Raw genomic sequence first — 24,264 nt, 5'->3', positions numbered from 1 at the left:
CGATGCTGCTGCGAGACGAGCCCCTCGAAGGCCTGGCCCGGGAGATGGGCGTCGAGATCGGCGATCTGTCGCCCCCGGCCTCGCGCCGTCTGGCGGGCCCGGACGGCGTCCTGCACCTGCTGGACTGGGGCGGTGACGGGCCGCCGGCTCTGCTGCTGCACGGCGGCGCCCTGACGGCGCGAACCTGGGACTATGTGGCCCTGGGTCTGCGGGCCGACTTCCGGCTGCTCGCCCTGGACCTGCGGGGGCATGGGGACAGCCACTGGGCGGAGACCTATCCGCTCGAGGCCTTCGTCGCCGACGTTCTCGCCGTCGTGGACCAGCTGGGCGCCGCGCCCTGTCATCTGGCGGGCATGTCGCTGGGCGGTGTTGTGGCGGGGCTCAGCGCCCAGGCCGCGCCGGACCATTTTGCCAGCCTGGCCCTGGTGGACGTGGCCCCCGGAGTGAACTTCGCGTCCACCGCCCGGATGCGGGATTTCATCGGCGCGATCGACGCCGCCGCCTCGGTCGAGGCCGTGGTGGCGCGGGCCCTGGCCGTCAGCCCCAGGAGCCATCCGGGCAAGGTCGCCTATCGGATGTCGACCCTGCTGACCCAGACCGACGGCGGTGACTGGCGCTGGAAGCAGGACCGCCGCAGGCCCACCGACTTCCCGGCGATCCTGGCGATGGTCGGAGTTCTGGATCAGATCGCGGCCTCAAGCGGCCTGCCGACCCTGCTGGTGCGGGGCGGCCGCAGCCGGGTGCTGACCGCCGCGGCGGCCGAGGCCTTCGCCCAAGCCGTGAGGGGCGCGCGGATCAGTGTCGCCCCCGACGCCGGACACAATGTCCAGGAAGACAATCCCGCCCATCTGGTCCAGACCCTGCGAACATTCTGGACCGCGGCCGACGCCGGCTAGCTCTCGGCCACCCGCCTCAGGCCGGCGGTGTCGCGCACCTCGATCTGGCCGTAGCCGAGGGTCAGCAGGCCCGCGCGCTGGAAGCCCAGCAGGTAGAAGTTCACGGTCTTGCGGGAGAGCCCCATCATCTCGGCGAGCGCCTGCTGGTTCATGCGCAGGGAGGGGCCGCCGGTCCGCGCCATCACCTCGAGGCGCGAGGCCAGCCTTTGGCGCGGCGGCAGGGCCACAGCCTCGGCGGCGATCATCAGGGCCCCGCGCAGTTGCAGATAGACCAGCGCCGCCACCGCCTGCCAGACCTCCGGCCGCTCCGCCGCGATCCGCGTAAGCGCGTGGTCGGGCACCACCAGCAGCACGCTCGGCTCCACACAGATCAGGGTCACCAGCCGCGGCCCGCCGCCGAACCTCAGGGTCTGGCCCAGGGCCACCCCCGGGCCGGCCTGGCCAAACAGCACCTCGCGGCCCCCCGGCGCCGCACACATCATCTGCACCGCGCCTTCCACCACCAGGGTGATCCCCGTCTGCTCATCCCCCTCCGACTGCGCCCAGGCGCCGGTCGGCAGATGGACGATGCGCCCCTGGGTCAGGAAGGCCTCGACCATCTCCGGTCCATGGCCCTGCAACCAGACGGACCGAGTCAGCAGTTCGGCGGCGCGCTCGCGAGGGTTCATTCCAGTTTGTAACCCTGGTGACAAACTCCGCAAAGCCCCTGGCCTAGGCTCTCCTCAACAGGAGCCCGCCATGACCACCACCCTCGACCTCTCGATTCGCCCCACCGACGGCTGCGGCGCCCTGGTTCAGGGTGTCGATCTGAACCGGGCCAACGACGCCGAGATCGACGCGATCCGGTCCACCGTCTTTGACCGCGGCGTCGCTTTCATCCACGGCCAGCAGATGACGCCCGAGCAGCAGATCGCCTTCGCCAAGCGGCTCGCCCCCATCGTCGTCAACCGCTACTTCCCCAAGACTGAGCGCTATCCCGAGATCGCCAAGGTCGAGAAGACCCCCGAGCAGCAGACCAACATCGGCGGCGGCTGGCACACCGACCACAGCTACGACGTCGCGCCGGCCATGGGCTCGGTGCTGCTGGCCATCGAGACGCCGCCCACCGGCGGCGACACCCTGTTCGCCGACATGTATGCCGCCTATGACGCCCTCTCCGACGGCCTGAAGGCGACGCTGGCCACCCTCAAGGCGCACCACGCCTCGGAGCACGTCTTCGGCGAGAGCAGCGTCTACGCCCTGACCGACCGCGCCGACCTGGCCGGAAACAAGGACGTGCCGGACGCCGTCCACCCGATGGTCATCACCCACCCGGGCAGCGGCAAGAAGGCGCTCTACGTCAATCCGGCCTTCACCACCGGCATCGTCGGCTGGAGCCCCGAGGAGAGCATGGCCTTGCTGGGCTATCTCTATCAGCACGCCGTCAAGCCGCAGTTCGTCCACCGCTTCCAATGGGCCAAGGGCTCGATGGCCATCTGGGACAACCGCTGCACCTGGCACCAAGCCATGAACGACTATCCCGGCCAGTACCGCCTGATGCACCGCATCACCCTGGATGGCGGGCCGCTGAGCTAGGCGCAACAGGGAGCGCCGCCAAGTTCGCCGGCAAAGGCCAAAAACACCGGGGCTGTCGCGAGCCGACATCCGCGCGCGCGCCTTCGCCCTCGCACCGCATCCGCCTGCACCCCGCCTGCGTAAACTCAACTCAAGCCTCATTGGAGAGTCCCGAGATGCGCACGACCCTGATGGGCCTTATCGTGGTATCGGCCCTAACGGCCTTCGGCGGGCCAGCCCTGGCCCAGAGCCGCCCGACCACGCCGCCCACGGCGGGGCCGCTGAACCCCGACACGTTTTATCGCGGGACCTGGTACGAGCAGGCGCGCACCCCCACCAGCCTCACGCGCGGTTGCGAGTACGCCACGACGGAGCATGGCCGCGACACCCAGGGCCGGATCACGGTGCGCGACGCCTGCCGGCAGGACGGGCCCCAGGGCCGGGAGCGGGCCCTTTCGGGGATCGGCACTGTCCTAGACCCCGGTCAGAACGCGGTGCTGGACGTCCGCTATCGTTTTGGTCCGTTCCGCCCGACGCGCGAATATCGGGTGATCGCCGCGGGGTCCCAGGGTGAGTGGTTCGTCTCGTCAGAACCCGAGTTCGACAAGGTCTATGTCTTCACACGGGCCGTCGCCCCGCCGCGGACCGAGGTGGACGCCCTGATCGGCCGCGTGCGCGCCCTGGGCTACAGCGGCGAGATCGAGGTCCTGGCCACCCCTGGGCGCGACTGACCCGCTGGGGCGAGCGGACATCTCAAGTCCGCGTCGCGAACTCGGCGTCGCCGGTCACCGCCACCACCTGATCGTCGAACGACGCGTGCGCCGAGGTGTACAGGTGAGAATACAGTCCGCCGGTCTTCATCAGTACGTCGTGGCTGCCCTGCTCCAGGATTCGGCCCTGCTGCAGCACCACGATGCGGTCGGCGTCGCGGATCGTGGCCAGACGGTGGGCGATGACCATGCAGGTGCGGCCGGCGAACAGCACCTTCAGCGCCTTCTGGATCGCCTGCTCGGTGAAGGAGTCGATATTGGCCGTGGCCTCGTCGAGGATCAGGATCTGCGGATTGGCCACCAGGGCGCGGGCGAAGCTGATCAGCTGGCGTTGACCCATGGAGATGTTGCGGCCCCGCTGGCCCAGCTGGGTGTCATAGCCGTCCGGCAGCCGCATGATGAAGTCGTGGGCGCTGACCGACTTGGCCGCCGCGATCACGTCGTCCTTGCTGGCGGTCAGCGTGTTGTAGCGGATGTTCTGCTCGATGGTGCCGGTGAACAGGAAGGGCTCCTGCAGCACCATGCCGATATTGGCGCCCAGCGAATCCAGGGTCACGTCGCGAACGTCGTGGCCGCCCACCAGCACCTGGCCCTGGTCGACCTCATAGAAGCGGTGGGCCAGCGCGATGATGCTGGTCTTGCCCGAGCCGGTGGGACCCACCAGGGCGACGACCTCCTTGGGCCGCACCATAAGGCTGATGTCGTGCAGGATGGGGCGCTTGGGATCGTAGCCAAAGGTCACGTTACGGAACTCGACGGTGGCCGGCACATCCTTCAGTTCGGTGGCCCCCTCCTTGTCGGCGATGCTGACGGGCACGTCGATCACCTCGAAGATCCGGTGCCCGGCCGCCATCGCCCGCTGCATGATGGTGTACTGCATCGACAGCATGCGCACCGGCTCGAAGAACCGCTGCACGTAGAGGATGAAGGTCACCATCACCCCGACATTGAGGGTCCCGCCCAGCACCGCGTTGCCGCCGACGATGATGACGATGGCCATGGCGAAGCCGGTCAGCATGTCCACGGTGGGGACCATGATCTGGGTCATCCAGGAGGCGCCCACCTGGGCGGTGAAATTCTCCTGGGCCTTCTCCTTATAAAGCTCGAAGTTCAGCGCCTCGCGGCGGCTCTCCTGCACGGTGCGGATGCCGTTGATGTTCTCGGCCAGGGCGGAGTTGGCGTTGGAGGAGGCGTCGCGGGCGACCCGGAAACTCTTCTTGGAATAGGGCAGCCAGACCGCGCGAATGGCGATCAGCGCCGGCAGGACCGTGAGGGTCAGCAGGCCGAGCTTCAGGTCGGTGGTCAGCAGCACCACGGTGATGCCTACCAGCATCACGAAGTCGCCGATGGCGCCGTTCATGTTCTCCAGGAATTCCTGCAGGGCGTTCACGTCCCCCTGCAGTCGCGCCATGATCCGGCCCACGTGGGTCTTGTCCATGAAGGACAGCGAAACGTCCTGGAAATGGGCGAACATCTTGCGGCGGATGTCGAAGATCACCCGCTGGGCCAGGCGCGAGGACAGCCACTCGCCGATGAAGAAGAAGGTGGCGTAGGCCGCCGCCACCGCGGCGAAGATCATCAGGGTGCGGTCGAGCAACGGCCCGTCCTTGGCCACCGCGGCGTTGACCGCCGCGCCCACCATGGCCGGCACCGCCACCTGCGTGGCCGCCGAGATCAGCACCGCCACCTGGGCGATGATCAGGGAGCGCTTGTGGGGACCCAGGAAGCCCAGGAATCGGCGGGCGACATTGACGTCGAAGGTCCCGAAGATGTCGTCGCCCTCGGACGAACCGAGGGAGGCGCGGGGCGCGCTGCGCTTGGGGGCGGCGTTGGCGGGGATCTCGGTCACGCGGGCGCCCCTTCCAAGGTCACGTCTTCCAGGGTCGCCGACGCGTCGGATCGCGACTGCAATTCATAGAGGTCGGCATAGACGCCGCCGGCCTTGAGCAGCTGCGCGTGATTGCCCCGCTCCACCACCATCCCGTCGTCGAGGACGATGATCTGGTCGGCATGCATCAGGGACGACAGACGGTGGGCGATGATGATGGTGGCCTTGGTGCGGGTGGCTTCGGCGAGCGCGTCGCGCACCCGCCGCTCGGTCACCGCGTCGATGGCGGCGGTCGAGTCGTCGAAGATCATCACGCCGGGGCCGGGGACCACGCCGCGGGCGATGCTCATCCGCTGGCGCTGGCCGCCGGAGAGCGCCACGCCGCGCTCGCCGACCCGGGTCTCGTAGTCGGCGGGCAGGCCGACGATATGCTCGTGAATCTGGGCGGTCTTGGCGGCGCCGACGATGCGCTCCTCCTCGGCCCACGGGTCGGCATAGGCGACGTTGTGGCCGATGGAGCTATCGAACAGGAAGGCCTCCTGCTGCACCAGGCCGACATACTCGCGCAAGGACGGCAGGGTCACGTCGCGGATATCGACGCCGTCGATGGTGATGGTCCCGCCGGTGACGTCGTAGAAGCGCGGGATCAGGTTGGCGATGGTGGACTTGCCCGAGCCGGGCGGGCCGACGATGCCCAGGGTCTGGCCGGGGCCGACCTCGAAGTCGATGCCGGTGAGGATCTGCTTGCCGGGCACATAGCCGAAGTCGACGCTCTCGAAGCGCAGCACGCCCTTCGCTGGCGCCAGCGGCTTGGCGTCCGGCGCGTCGGCGATCTCCGGCTCCAGGTCCAGCACCTCGAACACCCGCGCGCCGGAGGAGGTGGCGCGGGCGGCGGCGTTGAAGATCATGGCGATCTGGCGGATCGGGCCCTGCAGCAGGGTCATGTAGGCGAGGTAGGCGGTGAGCGTGCCCACGCTCATCGTGCCCGCCGCCACCTTGTGGCCGCCGTACCAGAGCACGCCCGCCATGGAGGCGTTGAAGGTCACCTGCATCACGGCGACGGCGCGGAAGCGCAGGGTGATGCGGTTGTAGGAATAGGCAAGCGCATCGACCGAGGCGCGGTCGAACTTGCTCATCTCGAAGGCCTTGCCCGCAAAGGCGCGGACCACGCGGATGCCCTGGAGGTTCTCTTCCATGGTCAGGGTCAGCTGAGCCATCAGCTCCTGGAAGCGCAGCCAGGTGACCCGCAGCAGGAAGCCCATCCGGCCTAGCGCCAGGGCCGAGAAGGGCACGAAGGCCAGGCCGATCAGGCCGAGCGTCAGGTCGGTGGCCAGCATCTGCCAGGAGGCGAAGGCCAGCAGCAGCACCAGCGTCAGGATCGGCATCAGGCCGCCCTGGATAAAGACGCGCGCGCCCTCCAGGTCGAGCATGCCGCGGGTCACCAGGTCGCCGGAGTGGATGCGGTCGTGGAACCCGAAGGACAGGCGCTGAAGCTGCTGGAAGAATTGCAAACGCAGGTCGTGGCCGACCTTCTGGCTCACCAGTTCGCCGAGATAGCCCGACCACATGGTCATGGCGCCGCGCACCAGGGTGGCGCCGATCACGAAGGCGGCGGTCACCAGCAGGGCGTGGCGAGCTTCGCCGGCATGGGCGACGCCCTGGATCAGCAGGCCGTGGGCCTGGTCGACGGCGCGGCCCAGCAGGCGCGGCAAGGCCAGGCTGGCCAGCGCCGCGCCCAGCGAAGCGGCCATGGCGAGGGAGACCAGCCATGGGTAGTGGAACGCCAGTCCAACGATCCGCTGCAAGACGCGGGGCATGGTCTTCACATCGACTTGGATTGGCTCGGAGTCAGCCGATGCCGCACCCCGCCGGGAGGGGTGTGAATCACTCATCTCAAATTTCCATCGTCTAGTATGGAAACATTCTGAGGCGCCCGCCCTAGGCGCGCCAGAGCTGTTTTGACGCGCAGGTCGAATAGGTGCGGATCATTGCGATGATGTTTCGATGGTCAAACCTGGCGGGCCGAGAGCCGCCGGCAGGGCGCTAGGCGGCGCTGACCTGCGACGCGGCCACAACCGTGACGGGCGCGCCGGGCGCCGTCGGGCGAGGCCGCAGTTTCTCGCCCTTGCGCCAGATCTTCAGCGCCTCCCAGTGGATGGCGGCCATGACGCCGAGCGTCATCAGGGGGTGGCTGAGCCAGGCCTTCCAGATCGCCGCGTCGGTAAGTTCGGTGCGCAGGCCGGCAAAGTTGGCGGCCAGGACGCGGCCCTGGGCGTCATGCACATCGACGGTGATGGAGACGTCCTCGCCGGGCGGGGCGATGCGGAAGGCGTAGGCCAGGTCCATGTCCATGAAGGGGGAGACGTAGAAGGCTTTCGGGGCGTTCTGTTCGATCACCCCCGAGCCCTGGACGGGGATCAGATAGCTGTGCCGCTCGCCGAAGGTGTTGCTGACCTCATAGAGGATGGCCGACAAGGCGCCGTCGGGGCGGTGGCAGAAATAGACGCTGAGCGGATTGAACACGCCTCCCAGGATGCGGGGCATGCAGAGCAGGCGGACCGGGCCGCCGGACGGGATACCGGCGGCGGCGAGGTGGGCCTCGACCTGGGCCTTCAGCGGCGTCGCCGAGCCATCGAGATGGTCGCGCTCCGAGAAGCTGGTCAGGCTGAACCGATCCTGGCCGAACAGCTTGAGCCGGGCGTCCAGGGCCGGCAGTTCGTCCAGGTCCAGCAGCAGCATGAAGATAGCATAGCGCAGCCGGTGGCCGCGCGGCCGGAACCGTGTGTGGGTTGTCACTCCGGAATAGAGGCCGGAGGCGGTCATGGTCAGGCGGCCTGCTCGGCGGGGACCGACGAGATGGCGTCCAGGTGGATGCGGCCGGACTCGTTCTCGACGGTCCAGGGACGACGCACCCCGCCCAGCTCCTCGGCGACCGCCAGGCCCGATTGCAGAGCGTCCTCATGGAAGCCGTGACCGAGATAGGAGCCGCAGAACCAGGTTCGGCGTACGCCCTGGACCGACCAGATTTCGCGCTGGGCGGCGATGGCGCCCGCGTCGAACAGCGGGTGTTCGTAGACGTCGGTATGGACCACCGCCTCGGGCGCGATTTCCTTCGTCGGGTTCAGGGTGACGAAGTAGTCGGTGACGGTCTTCAGGCCTTGTAGCTTGGTCATCCAGTAGGTGACGCAGCCCTCACCCGGCGCCGAGCGCTTGCCGATGTGGTTCCAGCTGGTCCAGGCGCTACGGCGCTTGGGCATCAGGGCCTTGTCGGTGTGCAGGACCGCCAGGTTGCGGCTGTACTGGAAGGCCGACAGCAGCCGCTGCTCCTCCGGCGTGGCGTCATCCAGCAGTCGCAGGGCGTGGTCGCCGTGGGTGGCGATCACCACCTGGTCGAAGCGCTCGGCATGGCCGTGGGCGTCGCGCAGTTCCACCCCCAGCGCGTCACGGCGGATGGAGACGATGCGCGCGCCTGAGCGAACCTCACCCTGGAAGGCGGCCGACAGCTTGGAGACGTAGGCGCGGCTACCGCCGGTGACCGTGCGCCAGGCGCCGCGGCCGAAGATCGTCATCATGCCGTGGTTCTGGAAGAAGCGGATCAGCGAGGCGGCCGGATAGTCGCGGATGGCGGCCAGGGGCGTCGACCAGATGGCGGCGGCCTGGGGGATCAGGTGGTCGTCGCGGAAAGCCTGACAGTAGCCCTTCTGCGACAGGTAGTCGTCCAGCGAGGTGAGCGGCGCCTCCAGGCCCGCCAGGTCCTTGGGGCCGTGGCGGTAGAAGCGGTTGACGTCCCGCAGCATGCCCCAGAACCGGGCGCTGAACAGGTTGCGTTTCTGGGCGAAGATCGCGCCGCTGGAATACTCGAAGGCCCCGTCGTCGAGGGAGACGCTGAGCGCCATGTCGGCGGGTTGGCTCGCCACGCCCAGGTGGGCCAGCAAGGCGGTGAAGTTGGGGTAGTTGGGCGGATTGAAGACGATGAAGCCGGTGTCCACCGGGGTCACGCCCCCGCTGTCGCGCGCCTCCACCGTATTGGCGTGGCCGCCCAGCCGGTTGTCGGCCTCAAACAGGGTGACGGCGTGTTTTGTCCCCAGCATCCAGGCCGCGGAGAGACCGGCGATGCCGCCGCCGACGACGGCGATGCGGAGCGGCTTGTGGGCGGCTTCAAGGGTCACGGCGTCTCCTGGGGCGATCGTGGTGGAGTTACGCAAAGCGCCGGTCGCCGGATGCAAACGCCGCATCCAGGGTCAGGCTGCATCCGTATGGCTTTTCAAGGCTTCTTTCCAGGAGCCAGCAGAGGGCCGCCCAATGAGTCTCGTCGCCAATGCCATCCAAGCCTTCGAGGGCGCGCCCCTCCCCGACCTGGTGCGCCGCGCCGCCGTAGACCTTCTGGTGGCCAATGCGCGCCGGAACCTGGCCGACGCGCCCGCCGACGCCGAGGCGCAGTTCGCCGTGGAAATGGCCCATCGGCCGATCGCCGAGCACACCGGCGAGGCCAACGATCAGCACTACGAACTGCCCGCCGCCTTCTTCGAGGCGGTGCTGGGCCCGCAGCTCAAATACTCCTGCTGCCTCTATGGCGACGGCGCCTCGACGCTGGAACAGGCCGAGGAGAAGGCGTTGTCAGAGACCGCCGCTCACGCCGACCTGAAGGATGGGCAACACATCCTGGAGCTCGGCTGCGGCTGGGGATCTCTGTCGCTGTGGATGGCGCGTAATCTGCCGCGCTCGCGGGTGACCAGCGTGTCGAATTCCCGGAGCCAGGGGGAGTTCATCCGCCGCCGCGCCGCCGCGCAGGGCCTGACCAACCTGACAGTGATCACCGCCGACATGAATGACTTCGAGGCGCAGGCCAGCGCCTTCGACCGGATCGTCTCGGTGGAGATGTTCGAGCACATGGCCAATTGGCGCGGCCTGCTGACCCGGGCCAAGACCTGGCTGAAGCCGGACGGGGCGATGTTCATCCACGTCTTCACCCACAAGAGCACGCCCTACCGTTTCGACGTGAACGACGAGGCCGACTGGATCGGTCAGCACTTCTTCACCGGCGGGGTTATGCCCAGCCACGACCTGATGCGACAGTTCCCCGACCTGTTCACCGTCGAGGCCGACTGGCGCTGGAGTGGCGCCCACTACGAGACCACCGCCAACCAGTGGCTGGAGAACTACGACCGCAACGCTGCGGTGATCCGGCCGGTGCTGCGGGACGTCTATGGCGACCAGGCTGTGCTTTGGCGCCGGCGCTGGCGGCTGTTCTTCCTGGCCACCGCCGGACTTTTCGGGCATCGCGGCGGCGGCGAATGGGGCGTCAGCCACTATCGCCTGCGGCCGGCCTGAGGGATCACACCATGCTGAAATATGTCATCGCCTACCTGGCCACCGGCCTGACCTTCGCCGCCGTGGACGCCGTCTGGCTGATCCTGAGCAATGAGCGGCTCTACCGGCCGACCCTGAACCCGATCCTGGCTGAGGAGGTGAACCTGAAGGCCGCGGCGGTCTTCTATCTGGCCTATGTGCTGGGGATCGTGGTCCTGGCGGTTTCACCCGCCACCTCCTGGACCAAGTCCATGACCACCGGGGCCATCCTGGGGGCCATGTGTTACGCCACCTACGACCTCACCAACCAGGCGACCCTGAAGGTCTGGGCCACAAAGATCACTGTGGCAGACATCCTGTGGGGAACCTTCGTCACCGCCGTCGCCGCCACGGCGGGCTATCTCGCCTTGCGTTGGGCCGCGGCGAAGTTCGGTTAGGCCGAAGCGCCCTCAAGCAGGGCCCGCAGCTTGCTGGCCAGTTCGTGGTCCTCGAAGGGCTTCTGGATGACCCCGGCCTCACCGGCATGGGCCAGGGCCTCGACGTCGGCATAGCCGGTGACGAAGACGATGGGCAGGTGCGGGCGGCGGCTGGTCGCCTCGCGGGCCACCTCGGCGCCGTTCATGCCGGGCATGGCGAAGTCCAGCAGCATCAGGTCAACGTCCGGCCGCTGCTGCAGCAACTCCAGCGCCGCGCCGCCGCTGCCGGCCTCCACCACTGCGTAGCCCAGCTCGTCCAGCATGCCGGCGGTGATTTCGCGCACGGCGCTGTCGTCGTCCACCAGCAACACGACCGGGCGGCCATCCACCCCCAGCGGCGCCTCGCGGACAGCGGGACGAGGCGCGGCGATGTCGTCGCAGCGGGGCAGGTAGACCTTCACCGAGGTCCCCTCGCCGGGCGCGGTGTCGATGCGCACCCCACCGCCGGATTGTTTAGCCAGCCCGAACACCTGGGACAGGCCCAGGCCCGAACCCTTGCCCACCGCCTTGGTGGTGAAGAAGGGTTCGAAGACCTTGGCCAGCACCTCGGGCGGCATGCCCGAACCGGTATCGGTGACCGCCACCATCACATAGTCCCCGGCGGGCGGCTCCTCGGCGTGGCGCGGCGGGCCCAGGACGGCGTTGGCGGTGCTGACGATGAGCACGCCGCCGACCTCCATGGCGTCGCGGGCGTTGATGGCCAGGTTGAGGATCACCAGTTCGATCTGGGTCGGATCGATCATCGCCCCCCACAGATCAGGCGCCAGTTCGGTTTCGATGCGGGCGTGGGCGGCCATGGTGCTCTGCAACAGGTCGCGCATGCTGGCCACGGTGTCGTTCAGGTCGACGAGCTGGGGCTCCAGCTTCTGACGGCGCGAGAAGGCCAGCAGCTGAGCGGTGAGCTTGGCGCCCCGCTGGGCCGCCTGCTCCATCATGTCCAGGCGGCGGCGGACGGTGGGATTGGTCTCGGCCTTGGCCAGCTGGCGCACATTGCCCAGCACCACGGTCAGCAGGTTGTTGAAGTCGTGGGCGACGCCGGAGGTCAGCTGGCCCACGGCCTCCAGCCTCTGGGCCTGGCGGAGGGCGGCCTCGACCTTTTCGCGCTCCTCGATCTGACCCACGAGCTGGCGGTTGGCGGCGGCGAGTTCGGCGGTGCGTTCGTCGACCCGGCGCTCAAGCTGCTGCTCGGCTTCTCGGATCTCCTCGATACGCTGGCGCGCCTCGTACTGGCGGCGGCGCGCGCGCAGGGCGGTGCGCGCCACGCTGACCAGGCTGGTGGGATGGAAGGGGCGCTCCAGGAAGATGACGTTGCCAAGGGTTTCGGTGAGGCGGAACGCCTGGGGATTGCGCTCCAGCCCGCCACCGCGCTCGGTGAGTAGGACGAAGGGAAAATCCGACCAGGGCGGCTGTTCGGCCACCCAGCGCGACAGCGGGCCCACATCGGCGTTGTGAAGGGCGTTGTCGGCCAGCAGCGCGAAGCCCGCGCCCTCGGCGAGCTCGCGGCAGAGGACCTCGATACTGTTGCAGACTCGGCTCTGGATCCCGGCTTCGCCCAGGAGGCTGGCCGCGATCTGGGCGTCGCGTCCGGCCGGGGTCAGGATGAGGGCGGTCTCCTCGCGCAGGGCTGTGAGGTTGGTCAAACCCGTTCGTCCAGCAGCGACTCCGACTGTCCGACATAGACCGGCACGCCGCGCAGAACGCCCTGGAAGCCCTCCAGGGGGCCGCCAACCGTGAGCCCGCGGTTGTCGATCTGGTAGTCGCGGATGGTGTCCTCATGGAAGCCGGTGCGCTTCTTGATCACCGAGATCGCCCGGCGCACCCGGCCCGAGGCCTCGAAGTATCGCATCAGGATCACGGTGTCGGCCAGGTAGGTGACGTCCACCGGCGCCTTCATGTCTCCCACCAGCCCGTGCTGGGCGACGGTGAGGAAGGTCGAGGCCCCCCGGCGGTTCAGGAAGGTCAGCAACTCGTGCATGTGCAGCACCAGGAACTGCTCCTCGGGCATCGCCGCCTGGTAGCCGTTGAGGCTGTCGATGACGATGGTCTTCAGGTCGAGCTTCTCGACGCACTGGCGGACCTTGTGGGTGAACTCGCCGGGCGCCAGCTCGGCGGCGTCCACCTGCTCGATCAACAGGGCGCCGGAGTCGCGCATGGCCTCCAGGTCGATCCCCAGGCCCTTGGCGCGGGCGAACAGCAGGCCGAGCTCCTCGTCGAAGATGAACATGGCGGCCTTCTCTCCACGCTTGATGGCGGCCACCACAAACTCCATCACCAGCAGCGACTTGCCGGTTCCGGCTGGACCCAGGACCAGGGTCGAGGAGCCGCGCGCCACGCCGCCACCCAGCAGAGTGTCGAGTTCCGTCACGCCGCTGGCCAGGGCCTCGCGCTTGAAGTCGATGCGGTGTTCCGAGGCGATCAGGCGCGGGAAGACGTCCAGGCCGCCGTGGCGGATCAAGAAGTCGTGGAAGCCGCCGCGGAACGCCTGGCCGCGATACTTCACCACACGCAGGCGCCGCCGCTCGGCGCCGTAGACGGGCGCTAGTTCCTCCAGCCGGATCACGGCGTGGGCGACGCTGTGGACGGTCTTGTCGTTGGCGTCGGTGGTCATGTCGTCCAGCATCAGGACCGTGGCGCCGTGCTTGGCGAAGTAGTGCTTGAGCGCCAGGATTTGCCGGCGATAGCGCAGAGAGCCGCCCGCCAGCAGGCGGATTTCCGACAGGCTGTCGATCACGACACGCGTCGGCTTAACGTCCTCGATGGCCTCGAAGATCAGCCGGGTGGTCTCGCCCAGTTCCAGGTCGGAGGAGTAGAGCAGGCTCTGCTGCTGCTGTTCGTCCAGCAGGTTCTCGGGCGGGATGAGTTCGAAGATCGTCACCAGGTCCGAGACCGTCCAGCCGTGCGACCGGGCGGTGGACATGAGTTCGTCCTGCGTCTCGGACAGGGTGATGTAGAGCCCGCGCTCACCCTCCGCGGCGCCGGCCATCAGGAACTGCAGGGCCGCTGTGGTCTTGCCGGTGCCGGGCGTGCCTTCCATCAGATAGACGCGGTTGCGCGTCAGGCCGCCCCTCAGGATATCGTCGAGGCCAGTGATGCCGGTGCTGGCAAGCTCCGCCGGAAATTTGGTCTGAACAGTCAAGCGCCTACTCGCGTGGTTCCAAGGGCGACGAACCTAGCTGCCAGGCTGGCGGCTCACTGTCGTCGACACCACACAACGGCCAAGTTGGTTTTGGGCTCCCCCCACCCCCGCGCAAACGATGTTCCAGGGCTGCGGATCCGCATCCGGTCTTTGTCCGGATTCCGGGGGCGTTGTCCGGCGCGGCAAGCCGTGTGATGGTGGGTTTCCGGAACGGAACGACGGCTCGCGGGCATATTGCGCCCATGGTCGCCGACAAGACGCCGCGCCGGAGACCTACAAAATTGATTGCACCGTGTGAAAGCCGCTGCCGGCCACCGGGCGACGGGAGGAATTTGAGATGGAAGATTTGAAAACGCGCGAGGATTTTACCGCGGCCCTGGACGCCTCTGCCGTCGACGGCATGACCGTCGCCTTCTGGGCCAGCGTCGCCCCCGACCGCCAGGCGGTCATTGACCCATCCGGCCGCGTGAAGACCTTTGCGGAGGTCAACGCCAACGCCAACAAGCTGGTGCGCACCCTGCGCAAGGCGGGCCTCAAGGCCGGCGACAGCGTCGCCCTGCTCTGCTCCAACCGCGCCGAATTCGTCGAAACCCTCGCCGCCACGCAGCGCAGCGGCCTGCGCATCACCCCGGTGAACTGGCACCTGACGGTCGACGAAATCGCCTACATCATTAAGGATTGCGAGGCCAAGGCCCTGGTGGCCGAGTCCCGCGTGGCCGCCGCCAAGCCGGCCGCCGACGAAAGCCCCGACCTGCTGATCAAGCTGTCGGTGGGCGGCGATATCGACGGCTTCACCAACTACGACTCGGCCCTGGCCGAGCAGGACGGTTCGGATATCTCCGACCCGGTTCGCGGCAACCAGATGATGTACACCTCGGGCACCACCGGCCGTCCGAAGGGCGTGTTCCGGCCGCAGGCCCAAGTGATCCCGCCCTCGATGCTCTCCCTGCGCGGCTATGATCCGGAGACCTCGGTGCAGCTCTGCGCCGGGCCCGCGTACCACGCCGCCCCGCTGGCCTTTGACGTCTCCGCCGCGATGAACGCCGGCATACCCCTGCACTTCATCGACAAATGGGATTCCGAACACGTCCTGAAGACGATCTCGGAAAAGAAGATCACTCACCTGCACCTGGTGCCGATCATGTTCCAGCGCCTGCTGGCCCTGCCGGCCGAGGTCAAGGCCAGGCACGACATCAGCCACGTGCAGTATGTGGTCCACGGCGCGGCGCCCTGCCCGCCCGAGGTCAAACACGCGATGATCGAGTGGTTCGGCCCGGTGCTCAGCGAATACTATGCGGGCTCCGAGGGCGGCGCGGGCTTCGCCATCACCTCCGAGGAATGGCTGAAGAAGCCCGGCAGCGTCGGCAAGCGCCCGATGTTGCTGGAGGTCCGCATCCTGGACGAGGAGGGCAACATCCTGCCGCCCGGCGTCCCTGGCGGCATCTACCACCAGCTCCCGCCCGCGGGGGCATTCACCTATTTCAAGGACGAGGCCAAGACCAACGCCAACCGGCGCGACGGCTTCTTCACCATGGGCGACGTCGGCTATTTCGATGAGGACGACTATCTGTTCCTCACCGGCCGCAACGCCGAGACCATCATTTCCGGCGGGGTGAACATCTACCCGCAGGAAATCGACAACGAGCTGATCAAGCACGACGCCGTCGCCGACAGCTCCACCGTCGGCATCCCGCACGACGAGTGGGGCGAACAGGTCCGCGCCGTGATCATGCTGAAGCCCGGCTATGAGCCGTCCGACAAGCTGGCCCAGGAGATCCTGGACTTCGGCCGTCAGACCCTGGCGGCCTACAAGGTGCCGCGCGGCCTGGACTTCGTCACCGACCTGCCGCGCTCCGAAGCCGGCAAGATCCAGCGCAACAAGGTCCGCGCCCCCTACTGGGAAGGCCGCGCCCGGCAGATCTAGGGCTTTCGGGCCTCCCCGTTCGCGGGGAGGCCCGGGGGCTCTTCCGCAATTTTTCGAAAACAAGCGTGTTTGGCTTGGCTAGACTCGCCGTGTCATGAAGCGCGCCGCTTCGTGACCCGGGACTTTTCCACATGCCGATTCCGTTCATCGACCTCCAGGCCCAGCGGGCCCGCCTCGGCCAGCCGCTGGAGGACGCGATCGTCAAGGTGGTGCGCTCGGGCGCCTACATCATGGGTCCCGAGATCGCCGAGGTCGAAAAGCAGCTCGGCGTGTTCGGCCAGGCGCCCTTCGTGCTCTCCTGCGGCTCGGGCACCGAGGCGATCCAGCTGCCGCTGATGGCCTGGGGCATCGGCCCCGGCGACGCGGTCTTCTGCCCCTCCTTCACCTTCGCGGCCACCGCCGAGGTCATGCCCCTGGTGGGCGCCTCGCCGGTGTTCGTCGACGTTTTGCCAGGCACCTACAATCTCGATCCCGTCAAGCTGGACGCCGCCATCGAGGCCATCAAGGCCGAGGGAAAGCTGACCCCGCGCGCGGTGATCGCCGTCGACCTGTTCGGCCAGCCCGCCGACTACCCGGCCATCGCCGCCGTCACCAAGAAGCACGGCCTGAAGCTGATCGCCGACTCCGCGCAGGGCTTCGGTTGCACCCTGAACGGCCAGCACCCCATCCACTGGGCCGACGTCACCACCACCAGCTTCTTCCCGGCCAAGCCGCTGGGCTGCTACGGAGACGGCGGGGCGGTGCTGTGCAAGGACGAGCGGCTGCACGACCTGCTGGTCTCGCTGCGGGTCCACGGCCAGGCGGTGAAGTCCGACATCGCCGGCAAGACCTTCGACCACGACCCCAAGTACCTGAACATGCGTATCGGCATGAACAGCCGTATGGACACCATCCAGGCCGCCGTCCTGCTGCAGAAGCTGACCATCTTCGAGGACGAGATCGCCGCGCGGAACCTGGTGGCCGACCGCTATGCGGCGGGCCTCGGCGATGTCGTGAGCGTGCCCAAAGTGATCGAAGGCGGGGTCAGCGTCTGGGCTCAGTACACCATCGAGACTGAGGACCGTGATGGCCTGGTGGCCCACCTGAAGGCCGCCGAAATTCCGAGCGCCGTCTACTACCCGATCCCGATCCACCGCCAGGAGATCTATTCCCGCTACCCCGCCCCCGGCGGCCTGCCGGTGACCGACGCGGCGGCGGACAGGGTCATGAGCCTGCCCATGCACCCCTACCTGACGCCCGACCACCAAGACCAAGTGATCGCCGCCATCCGGGCCTTCGTGAAGCGGAACGGGTAGCAGGGATTCCTTCTCCCCTTGCGGGAGAAGGTGGCCGGTCGGAGGCCGGTCAGATGAGGGGTCACGCTCCCCTGTCCGCGCTGACTGCAAAGCCGTCAACCCGAGAGGCCTATCGACCCCTCATCCGACCCTGCTCCGCAGGGCCACCTTCTCCCGCAAGGGGGAGAAGGACTTTTGTGTCATCTCACCCACGCCGCCTTAAGCCCCGCCGCCTGCGCCAACCCCTGCGCCAGACCTGCCCGCGCGGCGGCGGCGCGTTTGCGGAAGTCCATCAGGTTGAGGCCCATGGCGGCCTGACTGCCTTCGTCAGGGCCGATCAGCACCACCTTGGCGCCGTCCTTGCGCAGGACGTCGAGTTCCTTCTCCACCCGGGCGGCCATGGCCTCGGCGGCCGCGCCGGCGGTAGCCCCGCCGCGAACCTGGACCACGACGACGAGGTCATGGCCCACGGCCTGGTCGGCATTGAGGGTCGAGCGCATGCCGCCGTCGATATAGCGGCGGCCGTCGATGGTGACCGGCGGATAGATGCCCGGCACGGCACAGGAGGAGGCCACGGCCCGCGTGACGCCGACGCCGGACTCTTTCGTCCACAACTTGAATTCCCCGGTCAAGGCGTCCACCGCCGAACAGGCGAAGCCGCGCTCGGGCCAGGCGCCCTCGGGCAGGCCCGCGAAGGACCGGCCGAAGCTCTGGATGAAGGTCGCCTCGTCCGGGGTCTGGGCGGCGAGCGCGAAGGCGCCGATCTCGGCGCGGACCTCCTGGGGATCGCGGACTCCGGCCTGAGCCTCCGCCATCATGGTAGCCAGGACGGAGAGGCCGCCGGGCGGCGCGGCGTCGGCCGGCTTGGCCTGGCCCTCGGGGCGCGGCGCGGGCGGGGGTTCGGCCAGGATCGGATCGACCAGGGTGGCCGCCTCGGCCCCCAGCGCCAGCCGCGCGCCGACGAAGGAGCCGGCCGAGGTGCCCATGATGAAGTCGGCTCTTCCGAGATCGACCCCGCCCTGGGCGAGGCCCGCGATCAGTCCGGATTCCCAGGCGATGCCCACCGGCCCGCCCCCGCCCAGCACCAAGGCCCGCGTGGTCATGATCGTCCCTTTCCCTAAGCTCTCGTTGGGAAGGAGCGTCGGCCAGCCGGCCTGTCATGTCCACCAAAAGGACGACAGGCGTGGCCGCCGGGGGGTGGCCACGCCTGTCTGGAGATCCGGCCGGTAACTCCCCCAAGCCCAGCCGTTCCGCCCACCCCGAAGGAAAGACGACGGGCCATCCCCAGGCCCTTTCCGTGCGCGAGAACCGAGGTCCTAGCGAAGCTTGGTCATGGTGTCGTAGGCCACCTGGGCGCCGATCAGCTGCGGGGTATGGCGGCTGGGGCCGCTGCGCTTCTCGAAGCCAGCGCCGTTCACCGCCACCCATTTGGCCTCACCCTTGGGCGGGTTGCCGGAGGTGGTGAACTGGGCCCGCACCGTCGAGGTGGGAAGGTGGGTGACCTTGACCGTGAAGGTGACCCCGGTGGGCGACGAACCGTCATCGTCGGGCAGGATCTCGATCAGGTACTGGATGCCCTGGCCCATGGCCAAGGTCTCCAGGTACTGGATGTCCATCCGGTCCTCGCGGCTCTGCTTGGCCGAGACCTTGCGGATCACCGCCTCGCGGTCGACGATCCGGGCGCCCGCCGACAGGAAGGTGTTGAGGATCGAGCTCTCCACCCCGCGCGAGAAGTTGTTGCTGCGGAAGCCGTAGCTCCCGTCCGTCATCCGCTCCTGGTACTGGCGGCTCTCGCTTGCCGAGGCGGCCATGCCGGTCGACGCGCTGGCCGCCCAGTTACGGCCCCGCACCGCGGCGCCCTCGCCCATGGCGACCGCCGCCGAACTGGTGGTCTGGACGCTGTCGTACTGGCTGGTGGCGTCCTCGATCAGCTGGCGGTTCCAGAACAGCAGCATGGTGGGCCGCCCGGCCCCGGCGTACCAGCGCGCGAAGCTTGAGGACGAGGCGTAGTTGCCGGCATCGGGATTGGCGCTGGGGGCCGGCGCGTTCACGTCGGGCATGCCCTCGCGATAGGTCACCGTCGGCGCCTGGGGCCGGTACTGCGGCTGGGCCATGGCGGGACCGGCGACCAGGAGGGCCGCCAGCGCCACGAGCTTCATACGGTTGGGCATCGAACCCTCCTGATATTGAGACGGGGCTTAGTCGGCGCCGCGGATTTCGACGTAGTACTGGGCCGAGTTCAGGCGGGCCGAGTTCTGCTCGAAGGTGACCATCGCGTTGGGCTGGACGAAGAGGCTGGTCCAGGCCTGGGCGCCGTCGGTGGGCACGCCGTTCTGATCGTACCAGCTGGCGCGCACCTGCAGCGGCAGGGCGACATTGGTCTTGTTGCGGATCTGGACGGTGATCTTCTTGAAACCGGTGGGGCCGGTGGAGACGTAGGCGCCCTCGGTGTCCAGCAGGCTGTCGACCTTGAACTTGCGGCCGACATACTTGGCCAGCGTGTTGTCGATCACCCGGACCGAGTTCAGCTCAGGCCGAATGTTGTTCTGCTGGTCGATGCGGACGCCGCCCTCGGGCGGTGTGGTTTCGCAGGCGGCCAAGCCGAGGAAGGCCGTGGCGGCGACGAGGGTCAGGGTTTTGCGAAGCGTGGTCATCGGAACTTCTCCTAGTGGGCGCGCACGAGGCACAGCTGTTTGCGGTTGGCGTCGGTGGCGCAGGCGATGGGCTTGTCCTCGCCCTCAACCGCGACGCCGGCCTTGAGGAAGTGGGCGGTGAGGTTCGGAGTCTTGCCGCCGGAGCCCAGAGTCAGGACGTGGACGGTGTCGGGAAGCGAGCTCCAGGTACGGACGTCGGCCTGGGGCTTGGAGTTGGACGAGACAATCAGGAACACGCCCGACAGCACGCCCACCGCCGCGACGGCGTCGCCGTACTGGCCGTTGGCGCTGAAGGCGGCGTTGTTGGACGACAGGGCCACGGTGGTGTCGGACAGGAAGCTGCCGATGCCGCCGGTGGTGGCCTTGAACTGGGCCTTGCCGGCCAGGATCTTGTCGATCTCCCGGCCGCCGCGGGTGGAGGCCTGGTAGAAGATGTCCTCCATCGGATAGGCCTGCATGGGAGCGGCCCCATTCATCACCTGGACCTGGTTTTCCAGGATCGGCTTGCCGCGCCGGTAGACGAAGAAGGAATGGCTGGCCCCGTCCCCCAGCTTGCGCGGGGCCATGCCGGTTTCCACCAGCACCAGGGTATCGTCCTTCTCGCCGATGCCGCCATAGGTGGGACGCAGCTTCTTGAGCTGCACCATGGTCTCGTCGCGCAGGTCGGTGTCGCCGTTGAGGTGGCTGGCCCAGGCGTCGAGGAACAGCAGCAGGGCGAAGTCGGACCGGTTCTGGTCCTCCTCGGCGAAGGCGTCCTGCATCAGCCCGCGCCGGAAGGCGGCCCGGGCGTTCTCGTAGTCGGCGTCATGCAGGTAGATCAGGCCCCGGTACATGAAGACCATGGCCCGCTCGTAGGGCTCGCCTTTGAAGTCCTTGGACCCCTCATCGTACCAGAGCTTGCGCGCATTGGCGGCGTTGGCGTTGTCGGCGAACACCGAGTCGATGCGCAGAATGGCGTCGTCCAGGGCGGGTTTCGCCGTGGAATAGTCGCCGCGCCAGAAGGCCCGGGCGCCGATCTCCATCTGGTTCAGGACCCGATTGGTGGGCAGGTCGCTGGCCAGACGGCCGACGAAATCCTCCGGGCCCGCGTCATAGGGCACGGGGGGCAAGGGCGGCGGCGCGGCGGCGTGCGCCGCACTGAACACGGCGAGCCCCAGCGCCCCTGAAAGGGCTGCGAGTTTCATCGTCGGGCCTAGCGGTAGACGACGTCGTCGCGGTTCTCTTTCTTGAACTCGTACAGGTTCGACCAGATGATCTCGCCGTACTCCATGTCGAGCAGCTCGAAGGTGTACTGGCTGAACCGCGAGGTCGTGCCCGTGCGGGTGTCGATGGCGTCGCGGGTGCCGATGCGGCCCACCAGGCGGTAGTCCGCGCCGGCCTGGGCGCGGGTGCGGCCCGTGGTGCCGACGTCCACCTTGCCGGCGTCCTTCAGGGCGCGTTCCTCTTCCACCGCGCCGGCGTATTCGCGGCCGATGAAGCGCATGCGGCCGCCGGCGGCGCGCAGCAGGTTGACCCGGATGCGGTCGGTGATCAGGGCCTTGTCGATGATCTCGGAGCTCTCATTCCGGAAGTACTTCGGGTCGACGATGATCCGCGGCGGTGTCGGACGGTTCATCAGTTCCGGCACGTTCAGCAGATCGCGGAACATGGCGTCGGCCATGGACACGATGTCCTGGCTCTCGGTGCCGATCCCCTTCACCCCGTCGGAGGTGGTGGTGTCGCGGTAGACCGTGGCCGAGCCCTGTGGCTTCAGCTTCGGCGCGGCGAGCGCCGGCCCTGCCGCCGCGAGGCCGAGCACAGCAAGCAGGCCGATGGTGGTGGATGGATTGCGCATGGTCGCCCCCTTGGCGTGACGGCCCTTGGGGTGGCCGTCCTGAGATCAGAAGGGTGATCGACCGCGCCCGACGCGCGGCCGAACCCCTGGCTTGGCGTGTGGCTAGTGGCCGACCGAGGCGCTCTGCAGCGCCGGCATGTAGGCGGTCTGGAACTCCGGGTAGATCGCGTAGGTCGCGTCCAGGATCTTCTGGTACTCGGGGTTGGCCGAGTAGTTCACGTACATGAACAGGGCCATGTCGTTCAGGGAGTTGAATGACAGGTCCGTCGAGGAACGCAGGAACGCTTCGCCGCCGATGGACTTAAGCGCGATGCCCCGGCCCATGGCCTCGCCCGCCTTTTTTCCGAGGAAGCCGCCGACGAAGGGCACCTGTTCCATGGCCTTTTGGCCGGCGTAGTTGCCCGCCATCGAGCCGATCTGGCCAGCGGCCTTGACCTGCATGGACTTGGTCACCCAACCGGCGGTGACGCCGTCGGAGGTGAAGGGCGAGGCGTACTTGCCGGCGGAGCCCTCGATGGGCGTGGGCGCGGTCAGCTCGGACGGCGCGGCGATCTTCGGCGCGCCCCAGGCGGTCAGCATCAGAGCCCCGGCGACGACGACGGGAATATAGATCTTCTTCATGTTGGTCGGCCCCCCAGCCTTTGGAATTATGGGTTCACGGGTGATCTTTCAGGTCACCGACGGACGCTCTCCAGGTCCGTCGATAACCCGCCCCCGCGAGAGGCCAGGATCCTGTCAGCCCGGGGCCACGCACCGGGATCGGCGACGGGTGCGGGCGCGCTTTGGGCGGTGATGACAGGACGCATGGTCCACCCTTGGGGGTAGGTCTTCAGGTTTCGCAAACCCTGTCTGACGGCTTGCGCCACCCCCCGCATGATCCAAACGGACTATGCGCCCCCGATTTGGGGTCTCAGGCCGCGGCGCGCCGCAGGACCTCGTCCCAGTGCTTGAGGGCCATCAGGTGGCCGATGCCGGGGATCACCCGCACCTCGCGGGGCTTGTCGCCCAGGTAGTCCAGCAGGTCGGCCAGCGGCGCGAAGACGTCCTGGTCACCGTGCCAGACCTCCAGCGGGCAGGTGAGGTCGGCCACCGTCAGGTTCTGCGCCCGGCGGAAGGCCTTCATCTCGTCGGCCGCCCCGCGGCTGGTGCGGGCCAGCGCCTCGCCGACATAGGTGGCGATATACTTGGCGACGTGGGGGTTCTGGCCGAAATAGGCCGCGTCGCCCGGCGAGTTGACCGTCGAGCTGCGCACGATGTGGTCCACCAGCTGGGAGGACATCCGCAGGCGCAGGATCGCGTAGAAGGTCTCGATCACCCAGGGATTGGTCTCGAACCGGCTGCGGAACAGGGTGAGCGGGTTCTTGACGCCGATCTCGCTGGCCGGGCGCGGCGGTCGCCCCGAGCAGAGCAGCACGCCGGCGGCCCGAGACCCCAGGCGGATGGCGGTCTGGATGGCCGAGGGCGCCCCCGACAGGATGGCGCCAATGCGGATGTCCTGCAGGCCCAGCTGGTCGCACAGCTCCACCATGTCGTCGGCGACGGCGTCGAAGCTGTAGTCGGGGCTGGGATCGGACTGGCCAAAGCCAGGCCGCTCGGCGCAGATCACCCGCAGGTTCTGCTCGCAGGCCAGCCCCTGCGCGCCCGGCGGCAGCAGGCTCGACCCCAGCCCCTCGTGGAAGATCAGCACCGCCCGGCCGGCAGGATCGCCATAGTCTCGATAGGCCAGGCGGCGTCCGTCCTTCAAGGTGATCGCCGCCACCGGCGGAGCGTCGCCGCTGGCCAACGGAATCGTCGCAGGGGTCTGGATCTCGATGGCGCTGGCCACGGAGGAGAGCTGGGTCAGGGCCCGGGTCAGGTCGCTCTGCCGCTTCAGCCCCATCTTGTCGAAGATGGCGCGCAGCTGGTTGCGCACGGTGTTGACGCTGACCTCCAGCTCGTCGGCGGCCTCCTTCAGCGAGCGGCCGTCCCTAAGCTTCCGGGCCAGGCGCAGCTCGGCGGGCGTCAAGCCGAAGCTCTCGCGGATCGAGGACCACAGCTTGCCGGTCTCCTCCACCGCCGGGAAGATGAGGGCATAGGCCTGGTCGTCGTCGGCCAGTTCGAGGGCCGCCGCATCGGCGACCCCGGGCAGGGCGCGGGCCGGGGCCACATAGGCGAAGCAGGGGCCATCGTCCTCGCCGCGGTCCAGCCGCAGGATGGTCTGGCCGCCGGCCTGGCCACGGGACTGGGTGAGCGCCTGAATCAGCGCCTCGCCGTTGGCCGGATCGTCGAAGGCCAGCTCGGCGCCGATCTTCAGCCGCCCCAGGCCCGCGCCCATCATCTCCTGGGCCAGGTTGTTGGCCGCGAGCGCCTTGCGCCGGGATGACAGCACGATCCAGCCGATATCGTTGCGCCCAACCGGGGCAGGGCCCTCCTCCGGCCGCGCGGTGAGGCGGGCGATGTCCTGGCTGCGGGCCATGTCGTCGGCCGCCTCAGGCGGCATGTCCTGGAGCTCGCCAGCGTCGGCCAGGGCGTCGATCAGCTGTTGCCAGGCGTCCGGATTGGCGGCGACCTGGTACATGGTCTCGATCACCAGGGCGACATTGGCGCGCTTCGTATCGTCCAAGCTGAT

21 protein-coding genes are annotated in these 24,264 nt (G+C 68.2%); 7 read left to right on the top strand and 14 right to left on the bottom strand.

Features of this window, described 5'->3' with window-relative positions:
• Positions 1-2 precede the first annotated feature (2 nt).
• The gene (locus JKL49_RS03780) at positions 3-896 is read left to right on the top strand and encodes an alpha/beta fold hydrolase (protein WP_215338377.1); all 894 of its coding nucleotides are present in this window, start codon (positions 3-5) and stop codon (positions 894-896) included.
• On the opposite strand, the gene JKL49_RS03775 is transcribed toward JKL49_RS03780, so the two are convergent.
• On the bottom strand, positions 893-1,564 hold the full coding sequence (locus JKL49_RS03775; RefSeq protein WP_215338376.1) for a Crp/Fnr family transcriptional regulator: 672 nt from the start codon (positions 1,562-1,564) through the stop codon (positions 893-895). The genes JKL49_RS03780 and JKL49_RS03775 overlap by 4 nt on opposite strands.
• Before the next feature lie 70 nt (positions 1,565-1,634).
• On the opposite strand from JKL49_RS03775, the gene JKL49_RS03770 reads away from it, so the two are divergent.
• Entirely contained in the window at positions 1,635-2,471 is an 837-nt protein-coding gene (locus JKL49_RS03770; protein ID WP_215338375.1) for a TauD/TfdA dioxygenase family protein, read from the top strand.
• 155 nt (positions 2,472-2,626) lie between these two features.
• The gene (locus JKL49_RS03765; RefSeq protein ID WP_215338374.1) at positions 2,627-3,181 is read left to right on the top strand and encodes a lipocalin family protein; all 555 of its coding nucleotides are present in this window, start codon (positions 2,627-2,629) and stop codon (positions 3,179-3,181) included.
• Between the two features lie 22 nt (positions 3,182-3,203).
• On the opposite strand, the gene JKL49_RS03760 is transcribed toward JKL49_RS03765, so the two are convergent.
• The 4 genes from JKL49_RS03760 to JKL49_RS03745 all read right to left on the bottom strand — a co-directional run bounded on the left by JKL49_RS03760 (position 3,204) and on the right by JKL49_RS03745 (position 9,217).
• Entirely contained in the window at positions 3,204-5,069 is a 1,866-nt protein-coding gene (locus tag JKL49_RS03760) for an ABC transporter ATP-binding protein (RefSeq protein ID WP_215338373.1), read from the bottom strand.
• On the bottom strand, positions 5,066-6,865 hold the full coding sequence (locus JKL49_RS03755; protein WP_215338372.1) for an ABC transporter ATP-binding protein: 1,800 nt from the start codon (positions 6,863-6,865) through the stop codon (positions 5,066-5,068). The genes JKL49_RS03760 and JKL49_RS03755 overlap by 4 nt, the downstream gene beginning before the upstream one ends.
• A gap of 226 nt (positions 6,866-7,091) precedes the next feature.
• A complete protein-coding gene (locus JKL49_RS03750) occupies positions 7,092-7,871 on the bottom strand; it encodes a DUF1365 domain-containing protein (RefSeq protein WP_215338371.1) in 780 nt (259 codons plus the stop codon).
• A 2-nt stretch (positions 7,872-7,873) separates the two neighbouring features.
• Positions 7,874-9,217: an NAD(P)/FAD-dependent oxidoreductase gene (locus JKL49_RS03745; protein WP_347340350.1), complete on the bottom strand. Its 1,344-nt coding sequence runs from the start codon at positions 9,215-9,217 to the stop codon at positions 7,874-7,876.
• 133 nt (positions 9,218-9,350) lie between these two features.
• On the opposite strand from JKL49_RS03745, the gene JKL49_RS03740 reads away from it, so the two are divergent.
• The gene (locus JKL49_RS03740; protein ID WP_215338369.1) at positions 9,351-10,379 is read left to right on the top strand and encodes an SAM-dependent methyltransferase; all 1,029 of its coding nucleotides are present in this window, start codon (positions 9,351-9,353) and stop codon (positions 10,377-10,379) included.
• Between the two features lie 11 nt (positions 10,380-10,390).
• A complete protein-coding gene (locus tag JKL49_RS03735) occupies positions 10,391-10,795 on the top strand; it encodes a DUF2177 family protein (protein ID WP_215338368.1) in 405 nt (134 codons plus the stop codon).
• Here the strand turns inward: JKL49_RS03735 and JKL49_RS03730 are convergent.
• Both JKL49_RS03730 and JKL49_RS03725 read right to left on the bottom strand, forming a co-directional pair.
• A complete protein-coding gene (locus JKL49_RS03730) occupies positions 10,792-12,474 on the bottom strand; it encodes a response regulator (protein ID WP_215338367.1) in 1,683 nt (560 codons plus the stop codon). The two genes, JKL49_RS03735 and JKL49_RS03730, sit on opposite strands and share 4 nt — an antisense overlap.
• Positions 12,471-13,970, bottom strand: coding sequence for an ATPase domain-containing protein (locus JKL49_RS03725; RefSeq protein ID WP_249778016.1), 1,500 nt, complete (start codon positions 13,968-13,970; stop codon positions 12,471-12,473). The genes JKL49_RS03730 and JKL49_RS03725 overlap by 4 nt, the downstream gene beginning before the upstream one ends.
• Positions 13,971-14,307: 337 nt before the next feature.
• Here JKL49_RS03725 and JKL49_RS03720 point away from each other — a divergent pair, with 337 nt between their 5' ends.
• Together JKL49_RS03720 and JKL49_RS03715 are read left to right on the top strand one after the other, a co-directional pair.
• Complete coding sequence (locus tag JKL49_RS03720; protein ID WP_215338366.1) at positions 14,308-15,894, top strand: AMP-binding protein; 1,587 nt, start codon at positions 14,308-14,310, stop codon at positions 15,892-15,894.
• 131 nt (positions 15,895-16,025) lie between these two features.
• Positions 16,026-17,189, top strand: coding sequence for a DegT/DnrJ/EryC1/StrS family aminotransferase (locus JKL49_RS03715; protein WP_215338365.1), 1,164 nt, complete (start codon positions 16,026-16,028; stop codon positions 17,187-17,189).
• A gap of 179 nt (positions 17,190-17,368) precedes the next feature.
• On the opposite strand, the gene JKL49_RS03710 is transcribed toward JKL49_RS03715, so the two are convergent.
• The 7 genes from JKL49_RS03710 to JKL49_RS03680 all read right to left on the bottom strand — a co-directional run bounded on the left by JKL49_RS03710 (position 17,369) and on the right by JKL49_RS03680 (position 24,258).
• Positions 17,369-18,271 (bottom strand): patatin-like phospholipase family protein, encoded by a 903-nt coding sequence (locus JKL49_RS03710; protein WP_215338364.1) that lies wholly within the window; start codon positions 18,269-18,271, stop codon positions 17,369-17,371.
• 213 nt (positions 18,272-18,484) lie between these two features.
• Positions 18,485-19,339, bottom strand: coding sequence for a hypothetical protein (locus tag JKL49_RS03705; protein WP_215338363.1), 855 nt, complete (start codon positions 19,337-19,339; stop codon positions 18,485-18,487).
• Positions 19,340-19,366: 27 nt separating this feature from the next.
• Positions 19,367-19,822, bottom strand: coding sequence for a DUF1425 domain-containing protein (locus JKL49_RS03700; protein ID WP_215338362.1), 456 nt, complete (start codon positions 19,820-19,822; stop codon positions 19,367-19,369).
• An 11-nt stretch (positions 19,823-19,833) separates the two neighbouring features.
• Positions 19,834-21,006: a COG3014 family protein gene (locus JKL49_RS03695; RefSeq protein ID WP_215338361.1), complete on the bottom strand. Its 1,173-nt coding sequence runs from the start codon at positions 21,004-21,006 to the stop codon at positions 19,834-19,836.
• 8 nt (positions 21,007-21,014) lie between these two features.
• Positions 21,015-21,656 (bottom strand): penicillin-binding protein activator LpoB, encoded by a 642-nt coding sequence (locus tag JKL49_RS03690; RefSeq protein WP_215338360.1) that lies wholly within the window; start codon positions 21,654-21,656, stop codon positions 21,015-21,017.
• A 102-nt stretch (positions 21,657-21,758) separates the two neighbouring features.
• Positions 21,759-22,277, bottom strand: coding sequence for a hypothetical protein (locus tag JKL49_RS03685; protein WP_215338359.1), 519 nt, complete (start codon positions 22,275-22,277; stop codon positions 21,759-21,761).
• A 289-nt stretch (positions 22,278-22,566) separates the two neighbouring features.
• Positions 22,567-24,258, bottom strand: a complete 1,692-nt coding sequence (locus tag JKL49_RS03680; protein WP_215338358.1) for a bifunctional helix-turn-helix transcriptional regulator/alpha/beta hydrolase — start codon at positions 24,256-24,258, stop codon at positions 22,567-22,569.
• Positions 24,259-24,264 lie beyond the last annotated feature (6 nt).

It is taken from the genome of Phenylobacterium glaciei (genome assembly GCF_016772415.1).
Classification (GTDB): Bacteria; Pseudomonadota; Alphaproteobacteria; order Caulobacterales; family Caulobacteraceae; genus Phenylobacterium; species Phenylobacterium glaciei.
This window is presented reverse-complemented; position numbering and strand designations above follow the sequence as displayed.